11 protein-coding genes are annotated in these 13,123 nt (G+C 71.0%); 6 read left to right on the forward strand and 5 right to left on the reverse strand.

Annotated elements, in window-relative coordinates; translation table 11 throughout:
• Positions 1–27: 27 nt before the first annotated feature.
• Both AC0NZQ_RS06045 and AC0NZQ_RS06050 read left to right on the forward strand, forming a co-directional pair.
• Positions 28–1,164 carry a glutamate--cysteine ligase gene (locus tag AC0NZQ_RS06045; protein WP_474528755.1) on the forward strand — a complete coding sequence of 379 codons (1,137 nt, stop codon included), beginning with the start codon at positions 28–30 and terminating at the stop codon, positions 1,162–1,164.
• The gene (locus tag AC0NZQ_RS06050; RefSeq protein WP_474528756.1) at positions 1,161–2,324 is read left to right on the forward strand and encodes an amidohydrolase; all 1,164 of its coding nucleotides are present in this window, start codon (positions 1,161–1,163) and stop codon (positions 2,322–2,324) included. Before AC0NZQ_RS06045 ends, AC0NZQ_RS06050 begins: the two co-directional genes overlap by 4 nt.
• A 19-nt stretch (positions 2,325–2,343) precedes the next feature.
• On the opposite strand, the gene AC0NZQ_RS06055 is transcribed toward AC0NZQ_RS06050, so the two are convergent.
• Positions 2,344–3,561 carry a glycosyltransferase 87 family protein gene (locus AC0NZQ_RS06055; protein ID WP_474528757.1) on the reverse strand — a complete coding sequence of 406 codons (1,218 nt, stop codon included), beginning with the start codon at positions 3,559–3,561 and terminating at the stop codon, positions 2,344–2,346.
• Positions 3,562–3,680: 119 nt separating this feature from the next.
• On the opposite strand from AC0NZQ_RS06055, the gene AC0NZQ_RS06060 reads away from it, so the two are divergent.
• Complete coding sequence (locus tag AC0NZQ_RS06060) at positions 3,681–4,523, forward strand: glycerophosphodiester phosphodiesterase family protein (protein WP_474528758.1); 843 nt, start codon at positions 3,681–3,683, stop codon at positions 4,521–4,523.
• 29 nt (positions 4,524–4,552) lie between these two features.
• Here AC0NZQ_RS06060 and AC0NZQ_RS06065 read toward each other — a convergent pair whose 3' ends face one another.
• The gene (locus AC0NZQ_RS06065; RefSeq protein ID WP_474528759.1) at positions 4,553–5,017 is read right to left on the reverse strand and encodes a gamma-glutamylcyclotransferase family protein; all 465 of its coding nucleotides are present in this window, start codon (positions 5,015–5,017) and stop codon (positions 4,553–4,555) included.
• Between the two features lie 84 nt (positions 5,018–5,101).
• On the opposite strand from AC0NZQ_RS06065, the gene AC0NZQ_RS06070 reads away from it, so the two are divergent.
• The 3 genes from AC0NZQ_RS06070 (at position 5,102) to AC0NZQ_RS06080 (ending at position 8,887) form a co-directional block, all read left to right on the forward strand.
• Complete coding sequence (locus tag AC0NZQ_RS06070) at positions 5,102–6,523, forward strand: NAD(P)H-quinone dehydrogenase (protein WP_474528760.1); 1,422 nt, start codon at positions 5,102–5,104, stop codon at positions 6,521–6,523.
• A gap of 10 nt (positions 6,524–6,533) precedes the next feature.
• On the forward strand, positions 6,534–6,896 hold the full coding sequence (locus AC0NZQ_RS06075; protein WP_474528761.1) for a hypothetical protein: 363 nt from the start codon (positions 6,534–6,536) through the stop codon (positions 6,894–6,896).
• A gap of 110 nt (positions 6,897–7,006) precedes the next feature.
• Entirely contained in the window at positions 7,007–8,887 is a 1,881-nt protein-coding gene (locus AC0NZQ_RS06080; protein WP_474528762.1) for a methyl-accepting chemotaxis protein, read from the forward strand.
• Between the two features lie 76 nt (positions 8,888–8,963).
• Here the strand turns inward: AC0NZQ_RS06080 and AC0NZQ_RS06085 are convergent, their stop codons facing one another.
• From AC0NZQ_RS06085 to AC0NZQ_RS06095, 3 genes are all read right to left on the reverse strand, one after another.
• Positions 8,964–10,616 carry a glycerol-3-phosphate dehydrogenase/oxidase gene (locus AC0NZQ_RS06085; protein WP_474529435.1) on the reverse strand — a complete coding sequence of 551 codons (1,653 nt, stop codon included), beginning with the start codon at positions 10,614–10,616 and terminating at the stop codon, positions 8,964–8,966.
• A gap of 78 nt (positions 10,617–10,694) precedes the next feature.
• Positions 10,695–12,206 (reverse strand): glycerol kinase GlpK, encoded by a 1,512-nt coding sequence (gene glpK / locus AC0NZQ_RS06090; protein ID WP_474528763.1) that lies wholly within the window; start codon positions 12,204–12,206, stop codon positions 10,695–10,697.
• A 32-nt stretch (positions 12,207–12,238) separates the two neighbouring features.
• On the reverse strand, positions 12,239–13,078 hold the full coding sequence (locus AC0NZQ_RS06095) for an MIP/aquaporin family protein (protein ID WP_474528764.1): 840 nt from the start codon (positions 13,076–13,078) through the stop codon (positions 12,239–12,241).
• Between the last annotated feature and the right edge of the window lie 45 nt (positions 13,079–13,123).

Here is a 13,123-nt window from a genome sequence, read left to right on the forward strand (position 1 = left end):
ACGGGGCCAGCGCCTAAAGTCAGCGGGATGCACATCGACTTCTCGCCGTCGCAGCGTACGAGCCTGGGGGTCGAGTGGGAGCTCGAGCTCGTCGACCTCGACACCCGCGAGCTCACCGGGGCCTCGGACGCGCTGCTGGCCGAGATCTCGGCCGAAGGCGACGGCGAGCATCCGAAGGCCAAGCACGAGCTGTTCCAGTCCTGCGTCGAGGTGATCACCGGCGTCTGCCAGACCGTCGCCGAGGCCCGCGCCGACCTCGCCGGGACCATCGCCGAGCTGCAGGGCCCGGCCGCCGCCCGCAACGTCGGGCTGATGTGCAGCGGAACGCATCCGATCACCGACTGGTCGACACAGCGCATCACCGACACCGACCGCTACCACTCCCTCATCGACCGGAACCAGTGGCTGGCGCGGCAGCTGCAGATCTTCGGTGTCCACGTCCACTGCGGCATCCGGGCCCCCGAGAAGGCCATCCCCATCGTCAACGGACTGCTCGCCTACCTGCCGCACTTCCTCTCGCTGTCGGCCTCCTCGCCCTACTGGATCGGCTCGGACACCGGCCTGGCCTCCTACCGGTCCAAGGTCTTCGAGGCGCTGCCCACGGCCGGGCTGCCGTACCAGCTCGGCGGCTGGGACGAGTTCGAGCGCTACATGGACATCCTGATCCACTCCCACGCGATCGAATCGATCCGCGAGGTGTGGTGGGACATCCGCCCCCACCCCAACTTCGGCACGGTGGAGCTGCGCATCTGCGACGGCTTGCCGTCCCTGGACGAGATCAGCTGTGTCGCCGCGCTCGCGCAGTGCCTCGTGGAGCGCTTCGACCGCCAGCTGGACGACGGCTACCAGCTGCCCGAGCCGCGGCCGTGGCTGGTGCGGGAGAACAAGTGGCGCGCGGCGCGCTACGGCCTGGACGCCGAGATCGTGGTGGACAACACCGGCCGCGTCCAGCCGGTGACGACCGCGATCACCGACCTCGTGGACGACCTGCTGCCCATCGCCCGCCGGCTCGACTGCACCGCCGAGCTCGAGGCCATTCCTCGGCTCATCGAGCGGGGCGCCAGCTACCAGCGGCAGCGTGCCCACGCCGCGGCGCACGAGGGCAAGCTGGAGCCGGTCGTCGACCTGCTGATCGCCGAGCTGCGAGACGGGCTGGAGCTGTGAGCGCAGCCGAACAGCTCGAGCCCCTCGACGTCGTCGCGCTGCGGCGGGAGCTGCACGCGCACCCCGAGCTCGCCTTCGCCGAGCACCGCACCACCGACCTGATCGTGGGACAGCTGCGCGCCGTCGGACTGGCGCCGCAGGTGCTGCCGGGTGGGACCGGTGCGGTCTGCGACGTCGGCGCCGGGGAGCCGGTGATCGCGCTGCGGGCCGACATCGACGCGTTGCCGCTGGCCGACGAGAAGGCAGTGGCCTACCGCTCGACGGTCGAGGGGATGTGTCACGGCTGCGGTCACGACGCGCACACCGCGATCCTGCTGGCCGCGGCGCGGGAGCTCGCCGCCGCGCCACCGAGCACGGGCCGGGTGCGGCTGGTCTTCCAGCCCGCGGAGGAGACGGTGCCCGGCGGGGCGCCGCAGGTGCTGCGCTCCGGGGTGCTGACCGGGGCGCGGCAGATCTTCGCGCTGCACTGCGATCCCCGCCTCGAGACCGGGACGGTCGGGGTGCGGACCGGACCGATCACCGCAGCCTGCGACCAGCTCGAGGTCACCCTCACCGGCACCGGCGGGCACACCGCGCGGCCGCATCTGACCCAGGACGTGGTCTACGCCGCGGGCCGGCTCATCACCGAGTTGCCCGGCGTGCTGTCACGCCGCGTCGACCCGCGGGCGGCGATGTCGCTGGTGTGGGGTTCGGTCCAGGCCGGGCGCGCCGCGAACGCGATCCCGATGTCCGGCCGCCTCCGGGGCACGCTGCGCGTCTTCGACCGGGATGCCTGGGCCGCCGCGGAGCCGTTGGTCCGCGCCCTGGTCGACGAGCTCGTGGCCCCGCTCGGCGTGGCCGCGACGACGACCTACACCGTCGGGGTGCCGCCGGTCGTCAACGATCCCGCCGCCGCCGATCTGCAGCGGGGTGCGGTGGTCTCCGCGCTCGGTCCGGCCGCCCTCGTCGACACCGAGCAGAGCATGGGCGGTGAGGACTTCGCCTGGTACCTCGACAGCCTCCCCGGTGCGCTGGCCCGCCTCGGTGTCCGGCGTCCGGGTGGCCCGGCCTTCGATCTGCACCAGGGCACCTTCGACATCGACGAGGCGGCTCTGGCCGTCGGTGTCCGCTACACCGTCGCCCTGGCCCGGACCGCCCTCACTGCCGCCGGCGCTCGCTGACGTCGCCTGCCCCGGTCGGTCAGGCCCCCGCCCTGTCCGGCTGCGCGACGCCGGCTGACGACGAGCCCTCGCTCTGCTGTCGCCGGAGCGTGCGCCAGGTCCAGGCCAGGAAGACCAGGCCGAAGACGACGTAGCTGTTCGATGCCAGCAGCAGGTCCGGTCGCCACGTGGGTGTCAGCGGCGAGCCGTCGCCGGTCCGCAGCCACCAGACGACGTAGGACTGGAAGCTCACGCAGCCGAGCAGGAAGAGCAGCGGCGAGCGCCGCACCGTCACGACGGCGATCACCGCCCACCAGGCCCAGTGGTGGCTCCACGAGATCGGCGAGCAGAGCAGGCCGGTGACCGCCACCGTGGCGAGCCCCCACAGCGGCGAGATGCGGGCGTACGCCGCCGTGCCGAGCGCCAGCCCGCTGCCCAGCACCACCGCGATGACCAGCCAGTTCACGCTCGCCGGCAGGTCGACGCCGAAGAGCCGCGTGAGCAGACCGTGGACCGACTGGTTGGCCACGCCCCGCTCGTTGCCGACGCGTTTGTTGGAGAAGAGGTAGTCCGTCCAGTAGCCGACCGTCGCCCGCCGGTCGTAGAGCAGGGAGACGGCCAGGGTGAGGGCGAAGGTCGCGAGCGCGGTCAGCGCGGCCCGCCACTGCCGCAGGCACAGGTAGTAGAGGACGAAGACGCCCGGCGTGACCTTGATGCCGATTGCCAGCCCGACGCCCATTCCGCGCAGGGCCGGCCTCCGGCCGAGGAAATCCCAGAGCACCAGCCCGACCAGGAAGAGGTTCACCTGGCCGTAGTCGAGGGTCTTGTGGACCGGTTCGCTCCAGAGCGTCAGCGCGACACAGCCGGCGGCCACTGCGAACACCTCTGCCGCCGGTACCGCGCGGCGCGCACAGCGCAGGCAGATGACTCCCAGCACGACGAGCGACGCCCCGGAGACCAGGATGCCGTCCACGGTCATGGGCAGGGCGGTGAGCGGCACGAAGCAGATCGCCGCGAAGGGCGGGTACGTTGCCAGCCCGTCCACCCCCGGCAACGGCCCGTACAGCCAGCGACCGTCCACGACGGCCGCGCCCTCCTGCCGGTAGATGTGCAGGTCGCCGAGCGGGAGCCGCGGTCCGACGATCTGCAGCACGGCGAAGGCGAGCAGCGAGGCGAGCAGCAACGCGGCAGGCAGGCGCGACACCGCCCACGGCTGCAGCCGGGACCGGCGACCGGAGGTCAGGCGACCGGATGTCATGGCTGTCCTTCGGGGTCGTGCCTGCCCGGGCAGGCCGTGCGGTGTCTCGTCGCCGAACTTCTGAGAACGGGCCGGTGGCGTCGCTGTCGCAGTATCGATCCTGCGCTCACACTGGCCGCATGGCCGCCGTCCTCGTGCCGCTGCACCGCCGTCACCGCCTCCCCGTCGTGCTGGTGATGTTGCTGATCGCGGTCTGCCTGGCGGGGGCGGTCGACGCGATCCGCCGGGAGGGATCGGCTCGGGCCAGCGAGGTGACGCCGCTGCAGCACTGGCTCTCCGAGCCGGTGGCGCGGATAGCCCACCACGGCGGCGACGCGGATTGGCCCGTCGCCTCGCCGCTGGCGTACGAGAACGCTGCGGCGTGGAGCCCGTCGCTGGCCCTCGAGGTCTCGGTGCGCCGGAGCCGGGACGGGGTGTGGGTCGCCTCGGAGGATGCCACCACCGAGCAGGTCTTCGGCCGCGATCTCGTCGTCGCCGATACCGACTGGGCCGAGCTGTCGACGCTGCGCTCCACGGTCGGCGACCAGCCCATGTCCCGATTGCAGCAGACCGTGCTGGACCGGGTGGCGCGGGACCGGGTGGTCGTCGTCGACGACAAGTCCGGTCGGGACGCCGACGCGCTGCTGGACCTGCTGGACCGCTACGGCGGGCCGTCCCGCTTCCTGGTGAAGTCCGACGGCCCGGCGACGGCGGTGGCCGCCGCTGCCCGAGCCCGCGGCTACCGGACGTGGGGCTACTACTACCCGTCGGCGATGTCGTCGTTCGCGCGGACGCAGGGCGTCTACGACATGATCGGCGTCCCGTGGAACGCGTCGGCGGAGCAGTGGCGGACGGTGCGGGCCACCGGGAAGCGGATCTTCGCCTTCGTCGTCGCCAACCGGGGGCAGGCGGACGCGGGCCTCGCCGCGGGCGCCACGGGTCTGATGGTCTCGGGGGTGACGCAGGTCGTCCCGCGGGGCTGACGGATGTCCAGTCGCCCGGCGCGCGGCGGTCACTCCCCGAGCGAGCGGCACTCGCGGTTCCGCATCGCCTCGACGTAGTCGGCGGGGGCGCCGGCTGCCTCGGCGGCGTCCGCGATCAGGCCGATCATCCGGGCCGACGGCAGCCCGCCCTCGAAACCGTCCAGCACGTAGAAGTTGGCCAGCACCTCGCCGTCAAGGGTGTCGACGCGGAGCTTGATGCGGTTGTAGAGGCCGGTGTCGGCAGCCTCCCAGTAGTCCAGCGTCTTCCAGTCCCGGGGCGAGACGTCGTAGAGCGCAACGAAGACCGCGGAGTCGGGATCGGGGACGATCATCGGCAGCGAGCCGTCCCAGCCCAGCTCCTCGCCGCCGAAGGTCATCCGCCAGCCGCGCAACCATCCCGTGCCGGCCGCGGGGGAGTGGGGACACCGCTCCAGCATCTGTTCGGGGTCCATGTTGGAGCCGTACGCGGCGTACAGCCCGCCCGCGATGCTCATGCTGTGCGCTCCCTCATCGGATGCTCACATCTGTCATTGGGGGGAGCGTACCGAGCCCCGGCCCGGCACGGGGACAATGTCAGCGTGACAGGACACGACAGCGACACCCGCATCGTCGTCATCGGCGGCGGCCCGGCCGGTTACGAGTCCGCGCTCGTCGCCGCCCAGCTCGGGGCCGCGGTCACCGTGGTCGATCGCGACGGCATCGGCGGAGCCTGCGTCCTCACCGACTGCGTCCCGAGCAAGACGCTGATCTCCACCAGCGACCGGATCACGGCGCTGCGGGACGCGCCGCGCGTCGGCGTCAGCCTCGGCGGCGGCGAGGTCCACATGGACTTCGCCGCGGCCAACCAGCGGATCAAGGACCTCGCCCGGCAGCAGTCCGCCGACATCGCCGACCGGCTGCGCCGCGACGGGGTCACCGTGCTGGAGGGCAGCGGCCGCTTCGCCGAGGAGCAGCACGGCCGGGTGCACCGCATCGAGGTCGTCGCCGCGGACGGCAGCGTCCGCGAGACGATCGAGGCCGACGTCGTCCTGCTCGCCACCGGCGGCACGCCGCGGGTGCTGCCGGGCGCGGAGCCCGACGGCGAACGGATCCTCTCCTGGCGCGACGTCTACGACCTCACCGAGGTCCCCGAGCACCTGATCGTCATCGGCTCCGGCGTCACCGGCGCCGAATTCGCCAGCGGGTACAGCGAGGCCGGCGTGCCCGTGACGCTCGTCTCCAGCCGTGATCGCGTGCTCCCCGGCGAGGACCCCGATGCCGCCGACGTCATCGAGCAGGTCTTCACCCGCCGCGGCGGCACCCTGGTGAAGCAGGCGCGGGCGGCGGCGGTGCGCCGCGACCGCGACGGCGTCGAGGTGGAGCTCGTCGACGGCCGGAGCGTGCGCGGATCGCACGCGCTGATGTGCGTCGGGTCGGTGCCGAACACCGCCGGGCTCGGGCTCGAACACGCCGGGGTCGAGGTGGACGGCAACGGCTTCATCGTCGTCGACCGGGTGTCGCGGACCTCCGTGCCGTCGGTCTACGCCGCCGGTGACTGCACCGGCGTGCTGCTGCTCGCCTCGGTCGCTGGCATGCAGGGCCGCATCGCGATGTGGCACGCCCTCGGTGAGGCGGTGGCCCCGCTGCGCCTCAAGACGGTGGCGGCCAACATCTTCACCCATCCGGAGATCGCCACCGTCGGCATCCCGTACTCGAAGGTGGCCTCGGGCGAGGTCCCGGCACGGATCGTCAAGCTGCCGCTGGCCGGCAACGCCCGCGCCAAGATGCAGGGGCACGACGACGGCTTCGTCAAGCTCTACTGCCGTGCCGCCACCGGCGCGGTGATCGGCGCGGTGATCGTCGCCCCCGGTGCCTCGGAGCTGATCTTCCCCGTCACCTTCGCCGTCCAGCGCTCGCTGACGGTCAACCACCTCGCCGCCACCGTCGGCGTCTACCCGTCACTGTCCGGCTCGGTGGCCGAGGCGGCGCGGCAACTCATGCTCCACGACGACTTGGATTAGAGGCTCCGACATGACTGTCAACCACGGTGACTACTCGCCCGAGGCCCGCGAGGCCGCGCTCGGCAAGGCCAAGGCGGCCGGCGTCTTCGCCGAGCACGCCGAGATCATCGTCGCCGCGCTGCCCGACGTCCCCGAGGGTCACGTCCTGGTTGCCATCGTCGACGACGGTCACGCCTTCTCCGGCACCCACCACGTCGCGCAGGACGACATCGTCGAGCGGGTCCCCGAGCTGGAGGCCGAGACCGGCTGGGCCATGGTCTTCACTCCCGGCACCGACACCACTGAGATCCGGCGGCGTACTGACGAGATGGCCACGCTGGCCCGGCGCCGGGCGGAGATGATCGCGCGGATCTCCGCCCGACGCACCCCCTGATCGGCTCGTCAGCCGATCCGAAGAATATTCGCGAGGCGAAGTGCTTCATTCGCAGCTGAGCGTTGCCGATGAAAGGTTGTACGCAATTCGGCAACGACGAGAGTGATGCCATGCCCGGCGACGACGCCACCTCCCCGCGGTCGATGACCGCCTTCGCGAACACTCTCCTGGCCCCGGGCAAGGCCGTGATCGCACGCCTGACCGTCAAGGCCAGGCTGGTGATCCTCGTCGTCGTCCTGATGATCCCCACCTGCGTCCTCGGCCAGGCCTACCTGTCCAAGAGCAACTCGCAGATCGCCTTCGCCGACAAGGAGCGGGACGGGGCCTCGGTCCTGCGCCCAGCGCTGCTCGCGCTCGCGGGAACCCTCTCGGACCGGCCGGTCGACCTCGCCGCGCTGGCCCGCTCTGTCCGCGATCACCCGGATCTCGACCTGGCGTCCGTGATGGCGAAGGTCAACGCGGCGGCGAACACCACCTCCGCGGCCGGTCGAGCTGACCTCGCCGGCAAGCTGACCGAGCTGATCGTCGCGGTGGGAAACCAGTCGAACCTGCTGCTCGACCCCGATCTCGACTCCTTCTACGTCATGGACTCCCTACTGGTCCAGCTGCCTTCGGTGCTCAGCGCAGCGGCGTCCGCCGCCGTTCCGCCGTCGGGCACCCCCACCGACGAGGATATCGCGGCGCGGGCCGTCCTGGCCGGCAAGATCGCCTCCGCGACGTCGGCGCTCCGGTCGGACTGGAAGTCCGCCGTCACTCACACGTCGCAGGCAGATCTCGAATCCCGTCTGGAGCAGCTGCGTCCTATCGCGACCGCCGCGCAGGGCCTTCGCGGCGCGCTTGCCGCTGACTTGTCCGGCCGCAAGACGGTGGACGTGAGCGCCCTCGGTGCGGCAACCGTCGCGAACGCCGGGGCCGGAACGACAGCGCTTGACAGGCTGTTGCAGGCGCGCATCGACGGTTTCGAGAGTCAGTTCTACCTGATTCTCGCCATCACCCTGGTCAGCCTGCTCGCCGCGCTGTGGTTCACGGTCGCCACCGTCGTGGTGACGCGGCGGGACGCTCGCCGCACGGTCGACGCGGTCCGTGCGCTCGCCGTCGGCGATGTCCGGGCGCGGTCGATGCCCGACGGGCGGGACGAGTTCGGCGACATCGGTCGCGCGCTGAGCACGGCCACCGACACCCTGCGCGCCACCATCGGCGAGATCGGCGAGCACGCCGAGCAGTTGACGACGGCGAGCCGGCAGATGTCGGCGGCGAGTACCTCCATCTCCACCGCCGCGGACGAGACGACGACGCAGGCCGAATCGGTCGCGGGTGCGGCCGAGATCGTCAGGGAGCACGTCACCGGTGTGGCCGCCGCCTCGACCCAGTTCGGGGCGTCGATCAACGACATCGCCAAGAGCGCATCCGAGGCGGCCCGGGTCGCGTCGTCGGCGAGCGACCTCGCCATGAGCACCACCAGCACGGTGTCCCAGCTGGCCCGCTCGACCGCCGAGATCACCGACGTCATCAAGCTCATCCGATCGGTGGCCGACCAGACCAACCTGCTGGCCCTGAACGCGACGATCGAGGCGTCGCGCGCCGGTGAGGCGGGCCGCGGGTTCGCGGTCGTCGCCAGCGAGGTCAAGAACCTCGCCGAGCAGACCGCCTCGGCCACCGCGGACATCACGCAGCGCATCAAGCGGATCCAGGACGACAGCCAGTCCGTCTCCGAGACCATCGCCGGGGTTGTCGAGGTGATCTCGCAGATCAGCCAGTTCCAGATCTCCATCGCCGGCGCGGTCGAGGAGCAGAACGTGACCGCCGCCCAGATCAGTCAGCAGGTGACCGAAGCAGCTACCGGTTCTGCCGACATCTCTCGCTCCATCGGCAGCGTCGAGGTGATCGCGCGCAAGACCACCGAGCACGCCCAGCAATCACAGGCGACGGCGAATGGGCTCGCCGGGATGAGCACCGAACTGCAGGACCTGGTGGGCCGCTTCCAGCGGTGACCACCCTGTACCGCTCCCTCGGCGAGTTGGTCGAAAATCCCCCCGGATTTCGACCAACTCGCCGAGGAAGGCGGGATCAGGTGGCGGCGCCCATCCGGACGTCCGGGGCGCCGAGGCGCGCGGAGTCCGCGGTCTGGTCGTCGGCCTGGTGCTGTGACTCGCGCTCGGCGGCGACCCGCTGGACGTAGTGCTCCAGCTCGCGGGCGACGGTGTCGGCGTCCCAGCCCAGCACCGGCGCGATCAGCTCGGCGACGTGCGGGGCGGCTTCCACGCCCCGGTCCGGGACCTCGATCGAGATCCGGGTGCGCCGGGTGAGGATGTCCTCCAGATGGCGGGCGCCCTCGTGCGTCGCGCCGTAGAGCGCCTCGACCTTGAGGTACTCCGGTGCCCCCGGCAGCTCCTCGGCGAGCTCCGGCCGCTCCTCCACCAGCGCCAGCACCTCGTCGATCAGCGAGCCGTAGCGGCCGAGCAGGTGCTCCACCTGTCCCACCCGCAGTCCGGTGCGGGAGGCGATGAGGCGCCGCGAGTTCCACAGCGCGTGGTAGCCGTCGGCCCCGACCAGCGGGACGTTCTCGGTGATCGACTCCGGCAGCTTGCGTTCGGTGTCGTGGACGGCGAAGTCGACGGCGTCCTTGGCCATCACGCGGTAGGTCGTGTACTTACCGCCGGCGATGACGGTGAGGCCGCGCACCGGGGAGGAGACCGCGTGTTCCCGTGACAGCTTGGAGGTCGAGTCCGATTCGCCCGCCAGCAGCGGCCGCAGCCCGGCGTAGACGCCGACGACGTCCTCGCGGGTGAGCGGGTCGGCCAGCAGCCGGTTCGCCTGCTCCAGCAGGTAGTCGATGTCCTGCTGGCTGGCGGCGGGGTGCGCGAGGTCGAGGTCCCAGTCGGTGTCGGTGGTGCCGACGATCCAATGGCTGCCCCACGGCACGATGAAGAGCACGCTCTTGGCCGTCCGGGCGATGATGCCGGTGGCGGAGTTGATCCGGTTCCGCGGGATCACCACGTGCACGCCCTTGGAGGCCCGCACCCGGAACTGGCCGCGGCCGCCCACCATCTGCTGGATCTCGTCGGTCCAGACACCGGCGGCGTTGATGACCTGCTGCGCCCGGATGTCGAACTCGTCGCCGCCCTCGAGGTCCTTGACCCGGACACCGACGACCCGCTCACCCTCGCGCAGGAAGCCGACCGCCCGCGTGCTGTTGGCGCAGTAGGCGCCGAAGTGGGCGGCGGTCCGGGCCAGCATCATGGTGTGGCGGGCGTCGTCGACCTGCCCCTCGTAGAAGCGGATCGCGCCCCGGATCGCCGTCCCCTTGCCCGACGGGAACGACTGCATCGTCTTGCGCTTGCCCAGGTGCTTCATGTGGTGCGGGACGCCGCGACCGCCGCCCATGACGTCGTAGACGCCGATGCCCATGCCGACGTAGGCGCGATCGAACCAGTTCTCCAGCGGGTAGATGAGCGGCACCGGCTTGGCCAGGTGCGGGCAGAGCCGGTTGAGCACCAGGCCGCGTTCCTTGAGCGCCTCGAAGACGAGGTGGAAGTCGAACTGCTCGAGGTAGCGCAGCCCGCCGTGGAAGAGCTTCGTCGACCGGCTCGACGTGCCGGAGGCGTAGTCCCGCGCCTCGATGAGGCCGACGGTGAGGCCGCGGGTCACAGCATCCAGCGCGGCACCCGTGCCCACGACGCCGCCGCCGATGATGAGGACGTCGAGCTCCTCGGTGCGCATGCGCTCCAGGGCATGCGCGCGGTCGTCCGGTCCCAGGGTGAATTCGGTGCCAGTCACGTTCTCAGCCTTCCCGCCCGCTCAGTCCACATCCACCCAGTCGAGGGTGCGTTCCACCGCTTTCTGCCACCCCGCGTAACCGTCGCGCCGCTGCTCCTCGGACCATTCCGGCTCCCAGCGCTTCGACTCGTTCCAGTTCTCGCGCAACTCATCGGTGTTCTTCCAGAACCCGACGGCGAGGCCGGCGGCGTAGGCGGCACCGAGGGCGGTCGTCTCGGCCACGACCGGGCGGCTGACGGGGACCCCGAGGATGTCGGCCTGCAGCTGCATGCAGAGCTCGTTGACGGTGACGCCACCGTCGACCTTGAGGACGTCGACGTGGACCTTCGAGTCCGCCTCCATCGCCTCGGAGACCGCGCGGCTCTGGTAGCAGATCGACTCCAGCGTCGCCCGGGCCAGGTGGGCGTTGGTGTTGTAGCGCGAGAGCCCGACGATGGCGCCACGGGCGTCCGAGCGCCAGTAGGGTGCGAAGAGACCGGAGAAGGCCGGGACGAAGTAGACGCCGCCGTTGTCCTCGACGCGCCGGGCGAGCCCCTCGATCTCGGAGGCGCCGGAGATGATGCCGAGCTGGTCGCGCAGCCACTGCACCGCCGAGCCGGTGACCGCGATCGAGCCCTCGAGCGCGTACACCGGGGCGTCGTCGCCGATCTTGTAGCAGACGGTGGTGAGCAACCCGTTCTCGCTGCGGACGAGCTCGGTACCGGTGTTGAGCAGCAGGAAGTTGCCGGTGCCGTAGGTGTTCTTGGCCTCGCCCGGGGCGAAGCAGACCTGGCCGAACATGGCGGCCTGCTGGTCGCCGAGGTCACCGGTGAGCTTGATGCCGCGGAAGGCGGCGATGCTGGTCTCGCCGTAACCCTCGGCGCAGGAGGACGGCTTGATCTCGGGGAGCATCTGCCGCGGGATGTCGAAGAGCGCGAGCAGCTCGTCGTCCCAGTCGAGGGTCTCGAGGTCCATGAGCATGGTGCGCGAGGCGTTGGTGGGGTCGGTGACGTGGACGCCGCCCTCCGGGCCGCCGGTGAGGTTCCACAGCAGCCAGGTGTCGGTGTTGCCGAAGATCGCGTCGCCGCGCTCGGCCGCCTCGCGGACCCCGTCGACGTTCTCCAGGATCCACTGGATCTTGCCGCCGGAGAAGTACGTCGCCGGCGGCAGGCCGGCCTTGCGGCGGATGGTGTCGCCGTGGCCGTCGCGTTCCAGCTTCGAGGCGATGCGGTCGGTGCGGGTGTCCTGCCAGACGATGGCGTTGTAGTACGGCCGGCCGGTCTTGCGGTTCCAGACGACGGTGGTCTCGCGCTGGTTGGTGATGCCCATCGCCGCCAGATCCGACGGCTCCAGGTTCGCCTTGGTGAGGGCGGACTGGATCACCGAGCGGGAGCGGTCCCAGATCTCCACCGGGTTGTGCTCGACCCAGCCGGCCTGCGGCAGGATCTGCTCGTGCTCGAGCTGGTGCCTCGCCACCTCGTTGCCGCCGTGGTCGAAGATCATGAATCGGGTACTGGTCGTGCCCTGGTCGATTGCGCCGACGAAGTCCGCCATGGTGAGTCGATCCTTTCCGAGCAGGTGGTGGGTCAGGCCGCGTCGTTGGCGGCGCGGGGCAGGAAGCGGCTCACGCCGAACTTGTAGAGCGCGCCGCCGACGAGACCGCCGAGCAGTGGGCCGACGATGGGCACCCAGAAGTAGAGGTTCCCGTACTGGTCGCGCATCGCTCCGCCGTAGCCGGTGAAGAAGGAGGCGAGCCGGGGCCCGAAATCGCGGGCGGGATTGATGGCGTAGCCGGCGTTGGTGCCCCACGCCATGCCGATCGCGACGACGAGCAGGCCGATGATGAACGGGGAGAGGTTGGCCAGCGGCGGGCTGTTGCGGACGTCGGTGATGGCGAAGATCAGGAACACCAGGATGGCGGTGCCGATGATCTGGTCGCGCAGCGCGCCGTACTCGCTCACCGGGAGTCCGCCGTTGCCCGGCAGCGTGGAGAAGACGCCCTGCGACTTGATGGTGTGAGTGGGGTCGAACTTGGCCAGCACCTCGGTGTAGTTCCACCGCACCAGCAGCGCGGCGATGAACGCCCCGAGGAACTGCGCGACCACGTACGGCGCGATCTTGCGGGCCGGAAAGCCCTGGAAGGCCGCCAGGGCGACGGTCACCGCCGGATTGAGATGCGCGCCGCTGATCCGTCCGGCGACGAAGACGCCGAGCATGACGCCGAAGCCCCAGGCCCAGCTGATGGAGTCGTGATCACCCAGGCCGCTACCGCCGGCCGAGACCTGGGCCACCACCGCGCAGCCGATGAGGATGAGGATGAGCGTCCCGAAGAACTCGGCGGCGAACTCCGCCTTGGTCGTCGGGACGTACTCCGTCGCCGAGGGCAGCTCCACCTCCCTGTCCCGTCGCGCCGTGTCGTCCACCATGCCGCTGCTCCCCTCGTCGTCGAGTGCGTTCGCGGACGTGCGGGT

Source organism: Jatrophihabitans sp. sgz311053, assembly GCF_056135305.1.

What these genes read in the sequence shown, in the direction of transcription:
- AC0NZQ_RS06045 (WP_474528755.1), top strand. Translation starts at nt 28, where the DNA reads ATGCACATCGACTTCTCGCCGTCGCAGCGTACGAGCCTGGGGGTCGAG.
- AC0NZQ_RS06055 (WP_474528757.1), bottom strand. Translation starts at nt 3,561, where the DNA reads ATGACATCCGGTCGCCTGACCTCCGGTCGCCGGTCCCGGCTGCAGCCG.
- AC0NZQ_RS06060 (WP_474528758.1), top strand. Translation starts at nt 3,681, where the DNA reads ATGGCCGCCGTCCTCGTGCCGCTGCACCGCCGTCACCGCCTCCCCGTC.
- AC0NZQ_RS06065 (WP_474528759.1), bottom strand. Translation starts at nt 5,017, where the DNA reads ATGAGCATCGCGGGCGGGCTGTACGCCGCGTACGGCTCCAACATGGAC.
- AC0NZQ_RS06075 (WP_474528761.1), top strand. Translation starts at nt 6,534, where the DNA reads ATGACTGTCAACCACGGTGACTACTCGCCCGAGGCCCGCGAGGCCGCG.
- AC0NZQ_RS06080 (WP_474528762.1), top strand. Translation starts at nt 7,007, where the DNA reads ATGCCCGGCGACGACGCCACCTCCCCGCGGTCGATGACCGCCTTCGCG.
- AC0NZQ_RS06085 (WP_474529435.1), bottom strand. Translation starts at nt 10,616, where the DNA reads ATGCGCACCGAGGAGCTCGACGTCCTCATCATCGGCGGCGGCGTCGTG.
- glpK (WP_474528763.1), bottom strand. Translation starts at nt 12,206, where the DNA reads ATGGCGGACTTCGTCGGCGCAATCGACCAGGGCACGACCAGTACCCGA.
- AC0NZQ_RS06095 (WP_474528764.1), bottom strand. Translation starts at nt 13,078, where the DNA reads ATGGTGGACGACACGGCGCGACGGGACAGGGAGGTGGAGCTGCCCTCG.